We start from the raw sequence: 14,316 nt of genomic DNA, 5'->3' as shown, positions 1-14,316 counted from the left end.
CCCGCCCATGCAGCAGGGCGTCCTCCTCACCGGCGTGGGCAAGCGCTACGACATCGTCAGCGCCTTCGCCCAGCACACGACCGTCGTCGCGTGCGACCCGAACCCGCTGGCGCCGGCGCAGTACGCCGCCACCGTGCGGGCCGCGGTGCCGCTCATCAGGGACCCGGGCTACGTCCCGGCGCTGCGCGCGCTGTGCGACGAGCACGGCGTCGGCGCGATCGTCCCGCTGACCGACCTCGACATCGAGGTGCTCGCGAAGGCCCGCGAGGACGGCGCGCTGCCCGAGGCGCTCGTGCCGTCCTCCGCGGTCGCCCGCGCGACCTTCGACAAGTTCGAGACCCACCAGCTGCTCGAGCGCCTGGGCTTCCCGTCGCCCCCGACGGTCCTCCCCGGCCAGGAGCTGCCGCGCCTGCCCGCGATGGTCAAGCCGCGCCAGGGCTCCGGCGCCCGCTCGATCCATCCCGCGCGCACGCCGGAGGAGGTCGCGTTCTTCTGCCGCTACGTCGACGAGCCGGTGATGGTCCAGCAGCTCATGCAGGGCCCCGAGTTCTCGATCGACTGCCTCGGCGATCGCGACGGGCGCTGCCTCAACGCGATCCCGCGGACGATGCTCGAGTCCCGCGGCGGCGAGTCGATCAAGGGCGAGGTCATCGACGACCCCGAGCTGCGCGACCTGGCCAAGGGGCTCATGGAGGCGCTCGAGGTGCGCGGCCCGGCGACGATCCAGGTCTTCCGCGAGGAGGACGGGACGCTCGGCATCACCGACGTCAACACGCGCTTCGGCGGGGCGTTCCCCGCCCCGATGTACGCCGCGCGGCCCGGCCGGACCTACCCCGAGCTCATCGTGCGGATGGCCAACGGCGAGGCGGTGGAGCCGCACGTCGGCGACCACGCCACCGGCCTGACCTTCACCCGGTACTACTGGCAGCTCGAGCTCGACGCGGGCCTGCGGCCGACCGGCCGCGACATCGTCACGCCGCCCGGCCCGCCGGCGCCGCGCTGAGCGCGTCGCGGTCGGGGGCCACGCAGTAGGCGCCCTCGCTGAAGCCCTGTGCGCCGAAGCCCATCGCGGCGTTCGTGCGCGCGCGGAAGCTCTCCCAGCCGCAGAAGACGATGAGCTCGATCGTCGCCTCGTCGCCGAGCGCCTCGCGCAGCCGGCCGACGAGCTCGTCCGTCGTCTCCTCGGGCGTGCGGGCCATCGCCTCGGCGAGCTCGAGCGCGAGCCGGTCGTGGGCGTCGAAGCGCGGCGACTCGCGCCAGCGGGCGAGGTCGCGCAGCTCGTCCTCGGTGATGCCCGCCTTCGTCTGCGCCAGGGCCGAGCCGATGTCGCAGCAGAACTCGCAGCCGACGACCATCGCGGTGCGCAGCACCGCGAGCTCCTTCAGGCGCTCGGGCGCGGCGTGGCAGCCCTCGAGCGCCAGCTCGAAGCCGCCCTCGGCCAGGAAGAGGCGCCGGTGGCGCGCGAGCGCCGTGAACGGCGCGGGCTCGAGGCCGACCTTCTTCCTGGCCGACCGCAGGGCGCGGCGCACCACGAAGGGCTGGTCGGCGGGCTCCAGCGGCGGGATCCGGCTCATGGCGGGCACGCTACGCTCGCGCCGCCCGGCCGGACAGGGCCACTTCACGATGCCGCGAGCGGACCACCTCGGACGCGACCTCCTCGTCGCGGTGCGCCGGGGCGACGGCGCCGGGACCCTGCGCGCGCAGCTCGAGGGCCAGCTGCGCGACGACGTCCGGGCGGGCCGGCTGCGCCCCGGCGAGCCCCTGCCCTCCTCGCGCGCGCTCGCCCGCGAGCTGGGCGTCTCGCGCGGCGTGGTGGTCGAGGCCTACGCCCAGCTCCTGGCCGAGGGCGTGCTCGAGGCGCGGCCCGGCAGCGGGACGCGCGTGGCCGCCGCGCCCGCCGACGCGGCGGGCGCCGCCGACGGCCCGTCGGCCCCGCGGTGGGACCTGCGCGCGGAGTCCGCCGACCTCGGCGCCTTCCCGCGGCGGGCGTGGCTCGGCGCGCTGCGCCGCGCGCTCGAGACGGCCCCCGACGGCGCGCTCACCTACGGCGACCCCGCCGGCGCGCCCACCCTGCGCGCGGTCCTCGCCGGCTACCTCGGCCGGGCCCGCGGCGTGCGCGCGGTGCCCGGGGAGGTCGTCGTCAGCACCGGGATGACCCAGGGGCTGGCGCTCGTCGCCGCCGTCCTGCGCGACCGCGGCGCCACGCGCGTCGGCGTCGAGGACCCCGGCTTCCCGCTGCACCGGCTCGTCCTGCGGCGCGCCGGCCTCGAGACGGTCCGCGTCCCCGTCGACGACGACGGCGTCCTGGTCGACGCGCTCGACGGCCTCGACGCGCTGCTCGTCACGCCCCAGCACCAGATGCCGACCGGCGCGCAGCTCAGCGACGCGCGCCGGGCGGCGCTCGACGCCTGGGACGGGTGGGTGCTCGAGGACGACTACGACGGCGAGGTCCGCCACGACGGCACGCCCTCGGGCGCCCTGCAGGGCCGGCGGCCCGAGCGCACGGTGTACCTCGGCTCGGTGAGCAAGGCCCTCGCGCCCGCCCTGCGCCTGGGCTGGGTCGTCGCGCCCGCCGACCTCGCGGCCGACGTCGCGGCGGCGCGGGCGCTGAGCGACGGCGGCGGCGAGGCCCTGGGCCAGCTCGCGCTCGCCGACCTCGTCACCCGGGGCGAGCTCGACCGCCACCTGCGGCGCATGCGCACCCGCTACCGGCGCCGGCGCGACGCGCTGCTGGCCGCGGTCGCCGAGCACCTCCCGCAGGCGGAGGTCCGCGGCGCGCACGCCGGCCTGCACGTGCACGCGACGCTGCCCGGGCTGGACCCGGACGCGCTGCCGGGCGTCCTCGAGCGCGCCTGGGCGGCCGGCGCGGGCGTGGTGGGCTACGGCCACGGTGGTCGTGCCCACCTCGTGCTGGGCTACGCCAACCTCCCGGAGCCCGGCGCGGCGCCCGCGCTGCGGGCGCTCGCGCGGGCCCTCGCCGCTACGGGATGAGCTCGGGGCCCTTGTCGACGTAGGTGTCGCGGAACGCGCGCAGCGCGTCGAACACCTTGTCGTTGAACTCGTTGCAGCCCACGTAGTGCGTCCACGCCACGCCGGCCACGGCGAAGGGCATGTCCGTGTTGTTCTGCATGACGACCTGGTGGTAGCCCTCGGCCCCGCGGAACGGCTCGTTGTAGAGCGTCTCGAGCTGCTGGATCCGGCGCCGCGGGGTGCCCGGCCGGTACTGGTAGAGGATCCGGCCGTGCTCCAGGGTGTGCACCCAGTTGTTGGCGGCCGGCTCGTTGCCCGGGTCGTAGATCCCGTCCTGCGCGGGCGTCGGGTTGTGGGTGCCCGACGTCGGCGGGTTGGTCTTGTAGCCGCTGAAGGCGTCCTCGGAGTGCTCGCGGCCCTCCGACGGGAAGGTCTTGACCTCGCACCCGGCGGCCTTGGCCGCGGCGGACAGGTCGGTGATCGCGCGGCGCGGGATCGGCACCGACGAGCTGGCCTCCTGCGACGGGCCGTCGCCCGAGCCACCGTCGCCGCCGCCGGAGGTGATGGCGACCACGACCGCGGCGATCGCGGCGACGGCGAGCACGCCGCCGGCCACGAGCTGCATCCGCCGCTTCGCTGCGGCCTTGCGCGCCTCGGCCTGCTCTCGCGCCTCGCGCTCCTGGCGCCGGCGCTCCTTCTCCTCCTGACGACTGGCCATCGCGGCCCGGAGCATAGGGACCTCAAGCTCCAGCCGATCCGGTCGACCACCTCGGAGGCATGGATGCACTCGCTCGCACGGACGCGGGCCGCGCCGGAGCCTGCCCGACCTGCGGCGGGGGACTTCGCGACCCCCTGACCGGGCTCGTCGCCCGGGACGTCTTCTTCCACCAGCTCGACAAGGAGCTCGACCGCCACCGGCGCTACGGCACCGAGGCGTCGCTCGCGATCTTCGACGTCGACGACCTCGGCGTCGTCAACTCGACGCTCGGCCGGCCGGCCGGGGACGGTGTCCTGCGCGCCGTGGCGGACGTGCTGCAAGGGCGCGTCCGCCCGTCGGACACCCTCGCTCGCGTGGGCGGGGACGCCTTCGGCGTCCTGCTGCCCGAGACCACGCGGATGGAGGCCCTGCTCGCGGCCGACCGCCTGCGCACGGCGGTGGCCAAGGCCGACCTCGTGCCGGGTCGCGCGGTCACCGTCTCGGCGGGCGTCGCCGCCGTGCCCGACGACGGCGCGACGGTCGAGGTCCTCGAGCGCCGCGTCGAGGCGGCCCTGGGCTGGGTCAAGGCCCACGGCAAGGACCTGTGCGCGGTGGCGCGCGACGTCGGCGACGCGGCGGTGCGCCCGGGCATGCTCGCCCACCTGCACGCCGTCGTGGCCGGCATCGACGCCGCCCGGCTGGCGACGCGCGACCACTCCGTGACCGTCGCCGCCTACGCCGGGGCGATCGCCAACGCCCTGGACTTCCGCGAGGAGCGCACGGTGCGCCTGCGCCGGGCGGCCTTCCTGCACGACATCGGCAAGGTCGCGGTGCCGGAGGCGGTCCTCGAGAAGCCCGGCCGCCTCACCGACGAGGAGTTCGCCCAGGTCCAGCTGCACCCGCAGGTGGGGTCGACGATGCTCGCCCACGCCGGGCTGCACGAGGAGGCGAGCTTCGTGCGCCACCACCACGAGCGCCTCGACGGGCGCGGCTACCCGGACGGGCTCGCCGGCGCCGACATCCCGCTCGAGTCCCGGGTCATCTTCGTGGCCGACTCCTTCGAGGCGATGACCTCCGACCGGCCCTACCGGCCCGGGCTCGAGGTCGACGTCGCGCTCGCCGAGCTCGCGGCGTGCGCCGGCTCCCAGTTCGACCCCGCGGTCGTCGCGGCCTTCGACCGCCAGCTGCGGGAGGGCCGCGTGGAGGTCCGCGCGCTGCGTCACCAGGGGTAGTCCGACCTCACCCTGTCGCAGTTCGCCACCGGACCGAGTTCCGGTTCAGTGGGCGATCCCGCTGCCCACCGGCCAACCTCCGGGGTGGACGCGCGTTGGGTGGCATGGACGTGTCCACTTCTGGCACCATCTACGCGTGGAGGCCGCTGCTCTCGAGCTGCGGCGAGGTCGTCGTCATCCAGGGGGAGCTGTGCTGCGGCGCGCCCTGTCGGACGAGCGGCTCGCCGACCGCGTCCGCGCCGGGGACGACGCGGCGTTCGAGGTCCTGTACGACCGCCACCACCGGCAGCTGCTGGCGTTCTGCCGCCACATGCTGGGCGACCAGGCCGAGGCCGAGGACGTCCTCCAGCACGTCTTCACCGCCGCCTACCGGCACCTCATCGGCGACGAGCGCGAGCTCCAGCTGCGCGCCTGGCTCTACACCGTCGCGCGCAACCGCTGCACCTCGGTGCTGCGCGCCCGCCGCGAGGCCGCCGTCGAGCTCGAGGAGGGCGTCGCGTCGCTCGACGGCCTCAGCGCCCAGGTCCAGCGCCGCGCCGACCTGCGCGAGCTCGTCGCCGACCTCCACCACCTGCCCGAGGACCAGCGTGCCGCGCTCGTCCTCTCCGAGCTCGGCGCCCTGTCCCACGACGAGGTCGCGGACGTCCTCGACGTCCGCCGGGACAAGGTGAAGGCGCTGGTGTTCCAGGCCCGCGAGAACCTCATGGCCCGCCGCCAGGCGCGTGACGTGGCGTGCCGCGACGTGCAGGAGCAGCTCGCGACGCTGCGCGGCAGCGCCCTGCGCCGCGCCCCGCTGCGCCGCCACGTCGAGCAGTGCCCCGCCTGCGCCGCGTTCGGCGCGGAGGTCCGCCGCCAGCGCGCGGCGATGGCGGCGATCCTGCCCGTGGCGCCCGCGGCCGGCCTGAAGGCCGCGGTGCTCGGGATGCTCGGCGCCGGGGGCATCGGCGGCGGTGGTGCCGCGGTCCTCGCCGGCGGCACGGGCGCCGGCCTGCTGTCGGGCGCGACCGCGGCGCTCGAGGGGATGGCCGCGAAGGTCCTCGTCACCACCGCGCTCGTCGGCGGTGCGGGTGGCGCGCTGGTCTCCGGCGACGGCAGCGGGCCGTCGGCCGGCTCGGTGGGCCGCGACGGCGGTGCCCAGGCGTCCTCGGGCCAGGCGCGTGGCGCCGCGTCGTCCTCCAAGCTCCTCGCCGCGGCGCCGGGCGCGCTGCCCGCCGCGCCCGCCCCCGCGAGCACGCGCTCCGCGCCCGCCCCCGCCGCCCGCAGCGAGCGCGCGAGCCGCCGCCGGGCGAGCGCGCCGGCCAGGCGTCGGGCCGCGCGCCGGCGTCCCGCGCGCCGGACGCCGGTGGCCACCGCCGCGCCCGCCGTCGCTGCGAGGCCCGCGACCGCACCGGCCGCCGCCCCCGCGGCGCCGGCGGTCCGGGAGGTCGCCCGCGTCAACACGAAGGCCCAGACGCCCGCCGCCGGGAGCACCGGCGGGGGCAAGAAGGACGGCAACCCGGCCGCCGCGCGCCGGCCCGGTTCGGCCGTCCCGCCGTCGTCGTCCTCCGAGGGCGCCGCCAAGGCGAAGAAGAAGAACAAGCGCATCGTCCCGACGGGCGGCCAGGCCCGGCCGAAGGCCACGCCCGCCGCGCCGGCGCCCTCCGCGGCGCCCGCGCCCGCGGCGCAGCCCGGCGGCCCCGCGGCCGGCGGCGTGGGCGAGGGCAAGGACGGCACGCCCGGCGCCACGGGCCCGGTGCCCGGCGCCACGGCCCCGGACAAGCCGCAGCAGGGTCCGCTCGGCGGTGGGTCGTCGGGCGGGTCGGGCGGTGGCTCGTCCGGCGGCGGCAAGGGCTAGCACCGCACGAACTTGACGCCGGCGTCACGTCGGTGGGAGGGTCGGGCCATGGCCAAGCAGCCCCGTTCCCTCTCCGGCAAGGTCGCCGCCGTCACGGGCGCCGCCCGCGGCATCGGCCGCGCCACCGCCCAGGCGTTCGTGCGCGAGGGCATGGTGGTCGCGATCGGCGACCTCGACGCCGACCTCGCCCAGCGCACCGCCCAGGAGCTCGGCGGCGGCACGATCGCCCTGCGCCTCGACGTGACCGACCGGGAGTCCGTGCGCGGCTTCCTCGACCAGGTCGAGGAGCAGCTCGGCCCGGTGGACGTCCTGGTCAACAACGCCGGGATCATGCAGGTGGGTCGCCCGCTGTGGGAGGAGGACGACGCCACCGCCCAGCGGATGATCGACATCAACGTCAACGGCGTCCTCTTCGGCGTCAAGGAGGTCGTGCCCCGGATGCTGCGCCGGGGCAGCGGCCACGTCGTGAACGTCGCCAGCTCCGCCGGCAAGGGCGGCTTCCCCGGCGGGGCCTCCTACTGCGGCACGAAGCACTTCGTCGTCGGTGCCTCCGAGGCGCTGCGCGCCGAGCTGCGCGGCAGCGGCATCGAGGTCTCCTGCGTCATGCCCGTGGTCGTCAACACGGAGCTGGCCTCGGGCCTGCAGCAGACGCGGGGCGTCAAGCAGGTCCAGCCCGAGGACGTCGCGGACGAGATCGTCGCCGCGCTCAAGGTCCCGCGCTTCGACGTCTTCGTCCCGCGCAGCGTCCAGGCGATCTCGACGGTCATGCAGGTCGTGCCGCGCCGCGGCCGCGAGGCGATCAGCCGCGCGCTGAAGGCCGACCAGGTCCTCGCGCAGGTCGACGCGTCCAAGCGCCGCGACTACGAGCTGCGCGCGTCGCACTCCGACCCCCAGCTCGAAGAGGGCGACGCGCCCCGGCAGCTGACGAGCTAGGCCGTCCCGGCCAGCCAGGCGGCGATCCGCCGCCCGATCCACTCCCCGGCGTCCTCCTGCAGGAAGTGCGAGGCGCCGGGGACGACCTCGGGCTCCGGGCGGCCGATCGCCTCGGCGAAGCGCCGGCCGGTCGACAGCGGCAGGATCGGGTCGCCGTCGGCCCACAGCATCAGCGTGGGCACGTCGAGGCCGCGCAGCGCGGCGAGCACCCGCTGGCCGGCCTCGGCCCCCGGCGCGTCGGGCGCCAGCGGGATCATCAGCGGGAAGGCACGAGCGCCCGCCTTCGCAGCCGGGGTGTCGAACGGCGCCTCGTAGGCGGCCACCACGTCGTCGCCCGGGTCCGTCGCGCAGGCGCCGCGGACGAGCATCCCGATCGGCAGGTCCTCCGTGCGCTCGACGAAGTCGCGGAACGCCGTCCAGGCCTCGCTCATCCGCTGGTGGCCGGTGAAGAGCCCGGTGTCCATGACGACCAGGCGCGCGACGCGGTCCGGGTGCTCGACGGCGAAGCGCAGGCCGACCGGCCCGCCCCAGTCCTGCACGACGAGCGTCGCTCCGCGCACGTCGAGGTGGTCGGCCAGCAGGCCCGCCATCACCTCGCAGTGGCGGTCGTAGGAGTACCAGGCGACGTCGGTGGGCTTGTCCGAGCGCCCGAAGCCCGGCATGTCGGGGACGACGCAGCGGTGGCCGGCCTCCAGCAGGGGCGGCAGGACCTTGCGGTAGAGGTAGGACCACGTCGGCTCGCCGTGGAGCAGGACGACGGGCGGCGCATCCGCGGGACCCTCGTCGAGGTGGTGCAGCCGCAGGCCCGCGACCTGGGCGTAGTGGGGCGCGTACGGGAACCCGGGGAGGTCGGCGAAGCGCTCGTCGGGCGTGCGATGGACGTCGGGCACGCGGCGACGCTACACCGCCCGTCCCAGCGCGATCCCGAGGCCGGCCGCGCCCACGCCGAGCACGACGCTGCCCGCCACGAGCCAGAACGCCGCCGCCAGGTCGCCGCCGTCGACGCGCTCCCAGGCCTGGACGGCGAACGTCGAGTACGTCGTGAAGCCGCCGAGGAAGCCCAGGCCGAGCACGGTGCGCACCTGGTCGCCGGTCCCCGCGCCGACGAGCGCGCCGAGGGCGAACGAGCCGGCGACGTTCACCGCGAGGATCGCCCCCGCGCCGGGCAGCGCCGTGGCGATCCCGTAGCGGGCGAGCACGCCGGCGGCTCCGGCGACGGCGACGAGCAGCGCGGTCACGGGATGGACCCTAGGCGCGGCGTGGGGCCATCGGCGCGCGGTGGGTAGCGTTGCGGCCATGGCCGCCCCCACCGAGACCTCGCTGGACCAGCTCTGCGTCGACACGATCCGCACGCTGTCCATGGACGCCGTGCAGGCGGCGAACTCCGGTCACCCCGGCATGCCGATGGCCATGGCGCCCGCGGCCTACGTCCTGTTCGCCAAGGTCATGCAGCACGACCCGCAGGACCCCGACTGGCCCGACCGCGACCGGTTCGTCCTCTCGGCGGGCCACGGCTCGATGCTCCTCTACAGCGTCCTGCACCTCTCGGGCTACAGCGTCTCGCTGGACGACCTCAAGGCCTTCCGCCAGTGGGGCTCGCTGACCCCCGGCCACCCGGAGCGCGACCGCACGCACGTCACGCCGGGCGTCGAGGTCACCACGGGCCCCCTGGGCCAGGGCTTCGCCAACGGCGTGGGCATGGCGATGGCCGAGCGCTTCCTGCGCGAGCGCTTCGGCGAGGAGGTCATGTCGCACTTCACGTACGCGATCTGCTCCGACGGCGACCTCATGGAGGGCATCGCCTCGGAGGCCGCGTCGCTGGCCGGCCACCTCGGCCTCGGGCGCCTCGTCTACCTCTACGACGACAACGACATCTCCCTGGACGGCCCGACGTCGCTGAGCTTCGGGACCGAGGACGTCACGAAGCGCTTCGAGGCCTACGGCTGGCACGTCCTCGAGGTCCACGACGCCAACGACCTCACCGCGCTCGAGGCCGCGATCGAGGCGGGCAGGCGCGAGACCGACCGGCCGACGCTCATCCGCGTCAAGTCGATCATCGGCTACCCGTCGCCGAGCAAGCAGGGCACGAGCAAGGCGCACGGCTCGCCCCTGGGCGAGGACGAGGTCCGCGCCACGAAGGAGGCGCTGGGCTGGGACCCCGACGCGCACTTCCTCGTCCCCGACGGCGTCTACGACGCGTTCTCCCAGGCCGACAGGGGCGCCGAGGCCCACGCCGCGTGGAAGCGCCGCTTCGAGGAGTGGAAGGGCTCGGCGGGCGACCTCGCCCAGGAGTGGGAGCTCGCGTGGGAGGGCGGCTCGTACGGCGGGCGCCCGCTGCCGGGCCTGCGCGAGGCGCTGGGCAAGGGCAAGGTCGACTGGGGCAAGGAGAAGCTCGCGACCCGCGCGGCCGGCCAGAAGGTCATGGCCGCGTTCTCGCCGTTCGTCCCCACGATGGTCGGCGGCGCGGCGGACCTCAGCGAGTCCACCAAGACCGAGTTCCCCGGCGGCGACGACGAGCGCTACACGAAGGCGAAGGCCGGCCGCAACGTCTTCTGGGGCGTGCGCGAGCACGGCATGGGCGGCGCGGTCAACGGCCTGGCCGCCCACGGCGGCATCGTGCGGCCGTACGGCTCGACGTTCCTGCAGTTCGCCGACTACATGCGGGGCTCGATCCGCCTGGGCTCGCTGACGGGCCTGCGCACGGCGTGGGTCTTCACGCACGACTCCGTGGCGCTGGGCGAGGACGGCCCGACCCACCAGCCCGTCGAGCACCTCGCGGCCCTGCGGGCGATCCCGGGCCTCGTCGTCCTGCGGCCCGCCGACGCCGAGGAGACCGCCGCCGCGTGGCGCGTCGTCCTCGAGGACCTCCAGGGGCCCGCGTGCTTCGCGCTCTCGCGCCAGGACCTGCCGATCCTCGCCGAGGCCGACCACGACGGCGTCGCCAAGGGCGCCTACGTCCTGCGGCCCGCCGACGGCGAGGAGCAGGCGGCGATCGTCGGCACCGGCGCCGAGGTCCACACCGCGCTCGCCGCCGCCGACCTGCTCGCCGGCGAGGGGATCGCGGTGCGCGTGGTCTCCATGCCGTCCTGGGAGCTCTTCGCCCAGCAGGACGACGCCTACCAGGACGAGGTCCTGCCCCCGGCGCTGCCGAAGGTCAGCGTCGAGGCGGGCATCTCCATGGGCTGGGAGCGGTGGGTCGACCGCAGCGTGGCCATCGACCGCTTCGGCGCCAGCGCGCCCGGCACCGAGGTGCTCGAGCGCCTGGGCATCACGCCGGAGGCGACCGCCGCCGCGGTCAAGGAGCTGCTCGGGGCGTAGCCAGCACCGAGGTGACGAGCGGGCGCGCGCCGCGCGCCACCGTGATGTGGATCGCCCCTGGCTCGCGCACCCACGCGATGAGGTCCAGGGCCTGGAGCCGGTCGAGCCAGAACTGGAAGGCCAGCGCCTGCTTGCGCGACGCGTAGTTGCGCGAGACGTCGAACGCCCAGCCGGTGGTGTGCAGCGAGAAGCCGCGCGTGGCCTCGCGGTTGCCCGACCGGATGATCCGGTCCTGGTAGGGCAGGTCGCGCACCGCGCTGGTGATCGTCAGCGGGTCGCTGGTGCCGCTGACCTCCTGCACCCCGCGGCCGAGGTACAGCGCGAGGGCCAGCGCCTCGGGCCGCAGCCGCCGGTAGCGCGACGGCCGCCGCGAGAGCTCGCCCATCTGCGGGTCGACGCGCAGGCCGTGCTCGGCCAGGAGCTCGGGCTCCAGCGCGCGCAGCTGGCCCTGGCGCGCGGCGGCGTCGAGCGCCTCAGGCGAGGCGAACGGCGGGGTGAGGGCCGGCGGGTGCAGGACCTCCTCGGCCGAGGCCTTGCGCGCGTGGGCGGCGGCGAGCGTCGCGAGCTCGACCGGCTCGTGGCGCCAGGTGCCCATCATCTCGCGGGCCGCCATCACCCGAAACAGGTACGTGCGCGAGTCGTCGCCGAGCCCCGCGAGCACCTCGTAGGCCTCCCGGTGGCGCAGCGGCGTCGAGTCGAAGAACAGCTGGGTGTAGGGGACGTCGTCGTCCCCATAGGCCTTCAGCGCGCGCTGCAGGTTCCCGACGCCCATGTGGTAGCTCTGGACCGCGAGGTCGTCGCGGCCGAGCTGCTCCTTGGCGAAGCGCAGGTAGCGACCGGTGGCGTCCAGCGCCTTGGCCGGGTCGAAGCGCTCGTCGACGCGCCGGCGCTCGCCCACGCGCTCGGCGACCTTGCGACCGCGGCGGATGCCGCGGGTGAGGCGCTCGCTGGCTTCGACGTCGACGCGGAGGTCGAGGAGGTTCGTGGCGGTCTCGGCGAGGATCTGCGTGAGGCCGGCCGCGCCCTCGAGGTCGTCGGAGGCGGTGGCGTCCTCGCGCCCCGCGCTCTCGAGGAAGACCATCGCCTCGAGCGTGTCCGGGTCGACGTCGTGGCGCTCGGCGGCCGCCTCGACGAGCGGCCGCCAGCGGTCGACGCGCTCCGCGGTCGCCACCGCGCCACCCGGCGACTTGGCGTAGAGGACGTGGGCGAGCCCGGCGGCCGCGCGCTGCTCGACGTCGGCGCGCCGCTCGGAGCGGTAGGCCAGCGGGTCGGAGGACGACGCCGTCGCGCCCCGGCCGGGCTCGAGCGGGCGGGGTCCGTCGTCGTCCGCGCCGCCCGCGGCCAGGGCGATGAGCCCGGCGGCGGCGACGAGGACGACGGCGACCAGGGACAGGAGGCGCAGTCGGGGCGTCACGGGCCCCTACGGACTAGCAGCCCCGGTCGGTGCGAGGTCCCGTGGGCGCAGGTCGTCGAGGAAGCGCACGGGCCGCGGCACGCGGCCGTCCTCGAGGAGGATGCCGCCGCCCGGCCAGTAGGGGTGCGGCCGGCGCGGGCCGCCGAGCAGCAGCGGGTCGAGCACCCACGAGCCCGTGTTCCACAGCCGTGGGCCCGAGGGCGCGGCGAAGAGGTCGTCCTCGTCGCCGGGCAGGGGCCCGGCGCGGTGGATGTGGCCGAAGACCACGTGCTTGGCCTCGATGCCCAGCCGCCCGACCGCGTCGCCCATCGCGGCGATGCCCGCGGTGCCGAGCCGGTGGCCCAGGACGCCCGAGCCGCGCAGCGGGCTGAGGACGTCGACCGCGGGCAGGCGCATGACGAGCGGCAGGGTCGCGAGCGTCGCCCGGCGCACGACCCCCGCGGCGGAGTCCACGCCGAAGCGCAACGCCGGCGGCAGCTGGCCGCCGAGCACGCGCAGGACCGACTCGGCGCTCGGGCCGGGGGCGCGCTCGAAGTCCTCGGGCGTCGCGCCCTGCTGGGGCGGCTGGCCCGGCAGGCCGCGCACGAGCAGGCAGTCGAGGTAGTGCCCGTGGGTGGCGAGGACGGTGCGCCAGCGGTCGAGCCACAGGCCCGGGTAGCGCACGGACACCCGTCCGCCGCCGGTGCACAGCGCCCGGACCACCTGCTGGAGCGCGGGGGTCGCCTTGCGCGGGACGCGGTCGGTCAGGGCGAGCTGCTTGGCGGTGATCCGCCGGCGGCGCAGCCACGGCGCGATGAGCGCGTGGTCGTGGTTGCCCGGCACGAGGACGAGCTCGCCGCCCGGCCCGAGCGTGTCGCCCAGCTCGCGCAGCACCGGCAGCGCGGCCTCGAGCGCCTGGCGGGGGCGTCCCTCCAGCAGCTCGACGGTGTCGCCGAGCAGGACGACGCGGTCGGCCCGGGCGACCTCCTCGAGCAGCCGGGCCCGGGCGATCGGGCGGCGCAGCACGTCGCGCTGGGCGACCGACCCGAGGTGCAGGTCGGACACGACGAGCGTGCGCATCAGGGGCCCGCGGCGCGGCGCACCCGCCGCACGCGCAGGTCCTTCGGCGCGCCGTCGGCCTTGAGGCGCTTGGAGCGGCCGAGGTCGAGCGCGTCCACGTCGACGAGCGCCAGCGCGGCCTCGCTGACCAGCAGCTCCTGCGCCCCCGCCGCCTCGCCGATGCGCGCCGCGACGTTCACGTCGACGCCGAAGAGGTCACCGCCCAGCCGCCGGGGCCGGCCCCAGTGGACGCCCGCGCGCATCTGCGGGTCGTAGCCGTCGACCTCCAGGGCGGCGATGGCGTCGAGCCCGTCCAGGGCCGCCTCCACCGCCTGCTGTGGGTGGGCGAAGCTCGCCATGAGCCCGTCGCCCAGGCGCTTGACGATCGTCCCCCGGTGGGTCTTCACCGCGCCCTCGAGCGCGCCGCCGGCGTCGCGCAGGAGCGAGAGCGTCGCGGTGTCGCCCGCCTCCAGGGCGAAGGACGAGAAGCGCACGAGGTCGGTCAGCAGCAGCGCGATCGGCCGGTCCCCGCGCCCGCGGCCCGACGCCTCCGCGAGCGCCTGCCAGACCTGCAGCGCGCCGAGGCCGAGGCCGTGGACGGCGCTGGGCCGGCCGGGCTCGAAGGCCTGGACCTCGCGCGCGACGACCTCCGCGGGCGCGCGGCCGGCGGTCGAGAGCGGGTCGCCGAAGCGCTCGTCGCCGGGCAGGCGCCGGCGCAGGCCCTCGACGACGCGCACGGAGAACGGGTGAGCGTCGGCCCTGCCCGCGGCGCGGCGCGCGGCCTCGAGCGCCCGGGCGGCGCGGGAGGCCGCCGCGCGGCGCTGCGCGTCGCCGTCCCGGTCGTCCTCGTCGCCGCGGTCGCCTCTCGGGTCGGCCACGC

The 14,316-nt window shown here is 76.5% G+C and carries 13 protein-coding genes; 6 read left to right on the top strand and 7 right to left on the bottom strand.

Annotated features, from left to right (window positions below; all coding sequences use genetic code 11):
* The first annotated feature begins 7 nt into the window (after nucleotides 1–7).
* The gene (locus JUB12_RS14435) at nucleotides 8–1,003 is read left to right on the top strand and encodes an ATP-grasp domain-containing protein (protein WP_205696120.1); all 996 of its coding nucleotides are present in this window, start codon (nucleotides 8–10) and stop codon (nucleotides 1,001–1,003) included.
* Here the strand turns inward: JUB12_RS14435 and JUB12_RS14430 are convergent.
* A complete protein-coding gene (locus JUB12_RS14430) occupies nucleotides 972–1,574 on the bottom strand; it encodes a carboxymuconolactone decarboxylase family protein (protein WP_205696119.1) in 603 nt (200 codons plus the stop codon). The two genes, JUB12_RS14435 and JUB12_RS14430, sit on opposite strands and share 32 nt — an antisense overlap.
* On the opposite strand from JUB12_RS14430, the gene JUB12_RS14425 reads away from it, so the two are divergent.
* Nucleotides 1,573–2,991, top strand: coding sequence for a PLP-dependent aminotransferase family protein (locus JUB12_RS14425; RefSeq protein ID WP_205696118.1), 1,419 nt, complete (start codon nucleotides 1,573–1,575; stop codon nucleotides 2,989–2,991). The two genes, JUB12_RS14430 and JUB12_RS14425, sit on opposite strands and share 2 nt — an antisense overlap.
* Here JUB12_RS14425 and JUB12_RS14420 read toward each other — a convergent pair.
* The gene (locus JUB12_RS14420) at nucleotides 2,981–3,688 is read right to left on the bottom strand and encodes a DUF3105 domain-containing protein (protein WP_205696117.1); all 708 of its coding nucleotides are present in this window, start codon (nucleotides 3,686–3,688) and stop codon (nucleotides 2,981–2,983) included. The two genes, JUB12_RS14425 and JUB12_RS14420, sit on opposite strands and share 11 nt — an antisense overlap.
* Nucleotides 3,689–3,747: 59 nt before the next feature.
* Here JUB12_RS14420 and JUB12_RS14415 point away from each other — a divergent pair, with 59 nt between their 5' ends.
* The 3 genes from JUB12_RS14415 (at nucleotide 3,748) to JUB12_RS14405 (ending at nucleotide 7,666) form a co-directional block, all read left to right on the top strand.
* Nucleotides 3,748–4,899: an HD-GYP domain-containing protein gene (locus JUB12_RS14415; protein WP_205696116.1), complete on the top strand. Its 1,152-nt coding sequence runs from the start codon at nucleotides 3,748–3,750 to the stop codon at nucleotides 4,897–4,899.
* A 190-nt stretch (nucleotides 4,900–5,089) separates the two neighbouring features.
* Nucleotides 5,090–6,733, top strand: coding sequence for an RNA polymerase sigma factor (locus JUB12_RS14410; RefSeq protein ID WP_205696115.1), 1,644 nt, complete (start codon nucleotides 5,090–5,092; stop codon nucleotides 6,731–6,733).
* Between the two features lie 48 nt (nucleotides 6,734–6,781).
* Entirely contained in the window at nucleotides 6,782–7,666 is an 885-nt protein-coding gene (locus JUB12_RS14405; RefSeq protein WP_205696114.1) for an SDR family oxidoreductase, read from the top strand.
* Here JUB12_RS14405 and JUB12_RS14400 read toward each other — a convergent pair.
* Together JUB12_RS14400 and JUB12_RS14395 are read right to left on the bottom strand one after the other, a co-directional pair.
* A complete protein-coding gene (locus JUB12_RS14400) occupies nucleotides 7,663–8,556 on the bottom strand; it encodes a haloalkane dehalogenase (RefSeq protein WP_205696113.1) in 894 nt (297 codons plus the stop codon). The genes JUB12_RS14405 and JUB12_RS14400 overlap by 4 nt on opposite strands.
* 9 nt (nucleotides 8,557–8,565) lie before the next feature.
* The gene (locus JUB12_RS14395) at nucleotides 8,566–8,904 is read right to left on the bottom strand and encodes a CrcB family protein (RefSeq protein ID WP_205696112.1); all 339 of its coding nucleotides are present in this window, start codon (nucleotides 8,902–8,904) and stop codon (nucleotides 8,566–8,568) included.
* A gap of 58 nt (nucleotides 8,905–8,962) precedes the next feature.
* Between JUB12_RS14395 and tkt the strand changes: the two genes are divergently transcribed.
* Nucleotides 8,963–10,984, top strand: coding sequence for a transketolase (tkt, locus tag JUB12_RS14390; RefSeq protein ID WP_205696111.1), 2,022 nt, complete (start codon nucleotides 8,963–8,965; stop codon nucleotides 10,982–10,984).
* On the opposite strand, the gene JUB12_RS14385 is transcribed toward tkt, so the two are convergent.
* Genes JUB12_RS14385 through JUB12_RS14375 form a run of 3 tightly spaced genes read right to left on the bottom strand, consistent with a single transcriptional unit; the run spans nucleotide 10,962 to nucleotide 14,314 of the window.
* Nucleotides 10,962–12,398: a transglycosylase SLT domain-containing protein gene (locus JUB12_RS14385; RefSeq protein ID WP_205696110.1), complete on the bottom strand. Its 1,437-nt coding sequence runs from the start codon at nucleotides 12,396–12,398 to the stop codon at nucleotides 10,962–10,964. The genes tkt and JUB12_RS14385 overlap by 23 nt on opposite strands.
* A gap of 6 nt (nucleotides 12,399–12,404) precedes the next feature.
* The gene (locus tag JUB12_RS14380; RefSeq protein WP_205696109.1) at nucleotides 12,405–13,457 is read right to left on the bottom strand and encodes a metallophosphoesterase; all 1,053 of its coding nucleotides are present in this window, start codon (nucleotides 13,455–13,457) and stop codon (nucleotides 12,405–12,407) included.
* On the bottom strand, nucleotides 13,457–14,314 hold the full coding sequence (locus JUB12_RS14375; RefSeq protein WP_205696108.1) for an adenylate/guanylate cyclase domain-containing protein: 858 nt from the start codon (nucleotides 14,312–14,314) through the stop codon (nucleotides 13,457–13,459). Before JUB12_RS14375 ends, JUB12_RS14380 begins: the two co-directional genes overlap by 1 nt.
* Nucleotides 14,315–14,316 lie beyond the last annotated feature (2 nt).

This window comes from Conexibacter sp. SYSU D00693 (assembly GCF_017084525.1).
Lineage (GTDB): Bacteria > Actinomycetota > Thermoleophilia > Solirubrobacterales > Solirubrobacteraceae > Baekduia.
This window is presented reverse-complemented; position numbering and strand designations above follow the sequence as displayed.

Coding starts and splice junctions, on each gene's coding strand:
- JUB12_RS14435 (WP_205696120.1), top strand. CDS start 8: ATGCAGCAGGGCGTCCTCCTCACCGGCGTGGGCAAGCGCTACGACATC.
- tkt (WP_205696111.1), top strand. CDS start 8,963: ATGGCCGCCCCCACCGAGACCTCGCTGGACCAGCTCTGCGTCGACACG.
- JUB12_RS14420 (WP_205696117.1), bottom strand. CDS start 3,688: ATGGCCAGTCGTCAGGAGGAGAAGGAGCGCCGGCGCCAGGAGCGCGAG.
- JUB12_RS14405 (WP_205696114.1), top strand. CDS start 6,782: ATGGCCAAGCAGCCCCGTTCCCTCTCCGGCAAGGTCGCCGCCGTCACG.
- JUB12_RS14380 (WP_205696109.1), bottom strand. CDS start 13,457: ATGCGCACGCTCGTCGTGTCCGACCTGCACCTCGGGTCGGTCGCCCAG.
- JUB12_RS14430 (WP_205696119.1), bottom strand. CDS start 1,574: ATGAGCCGGATCCCGCCGCTGGAGCCCGCCGACCAGCCCTTCGTGGTG.
- JUB12_RS14425 (WP_205696118.1), top strand. CDS start 1,573: ATGGCGGGCACGCTACGCTCGCGCCGCCCGGCCGGACAGGGCCACTTC.
- JUB12_RS14415 (WP_205696116.1), top strand. CDS start 3,748: ATGGATGCACTCGCTCGCACGGACGCGGGCCGCGCCGGAGCCTGCCCG.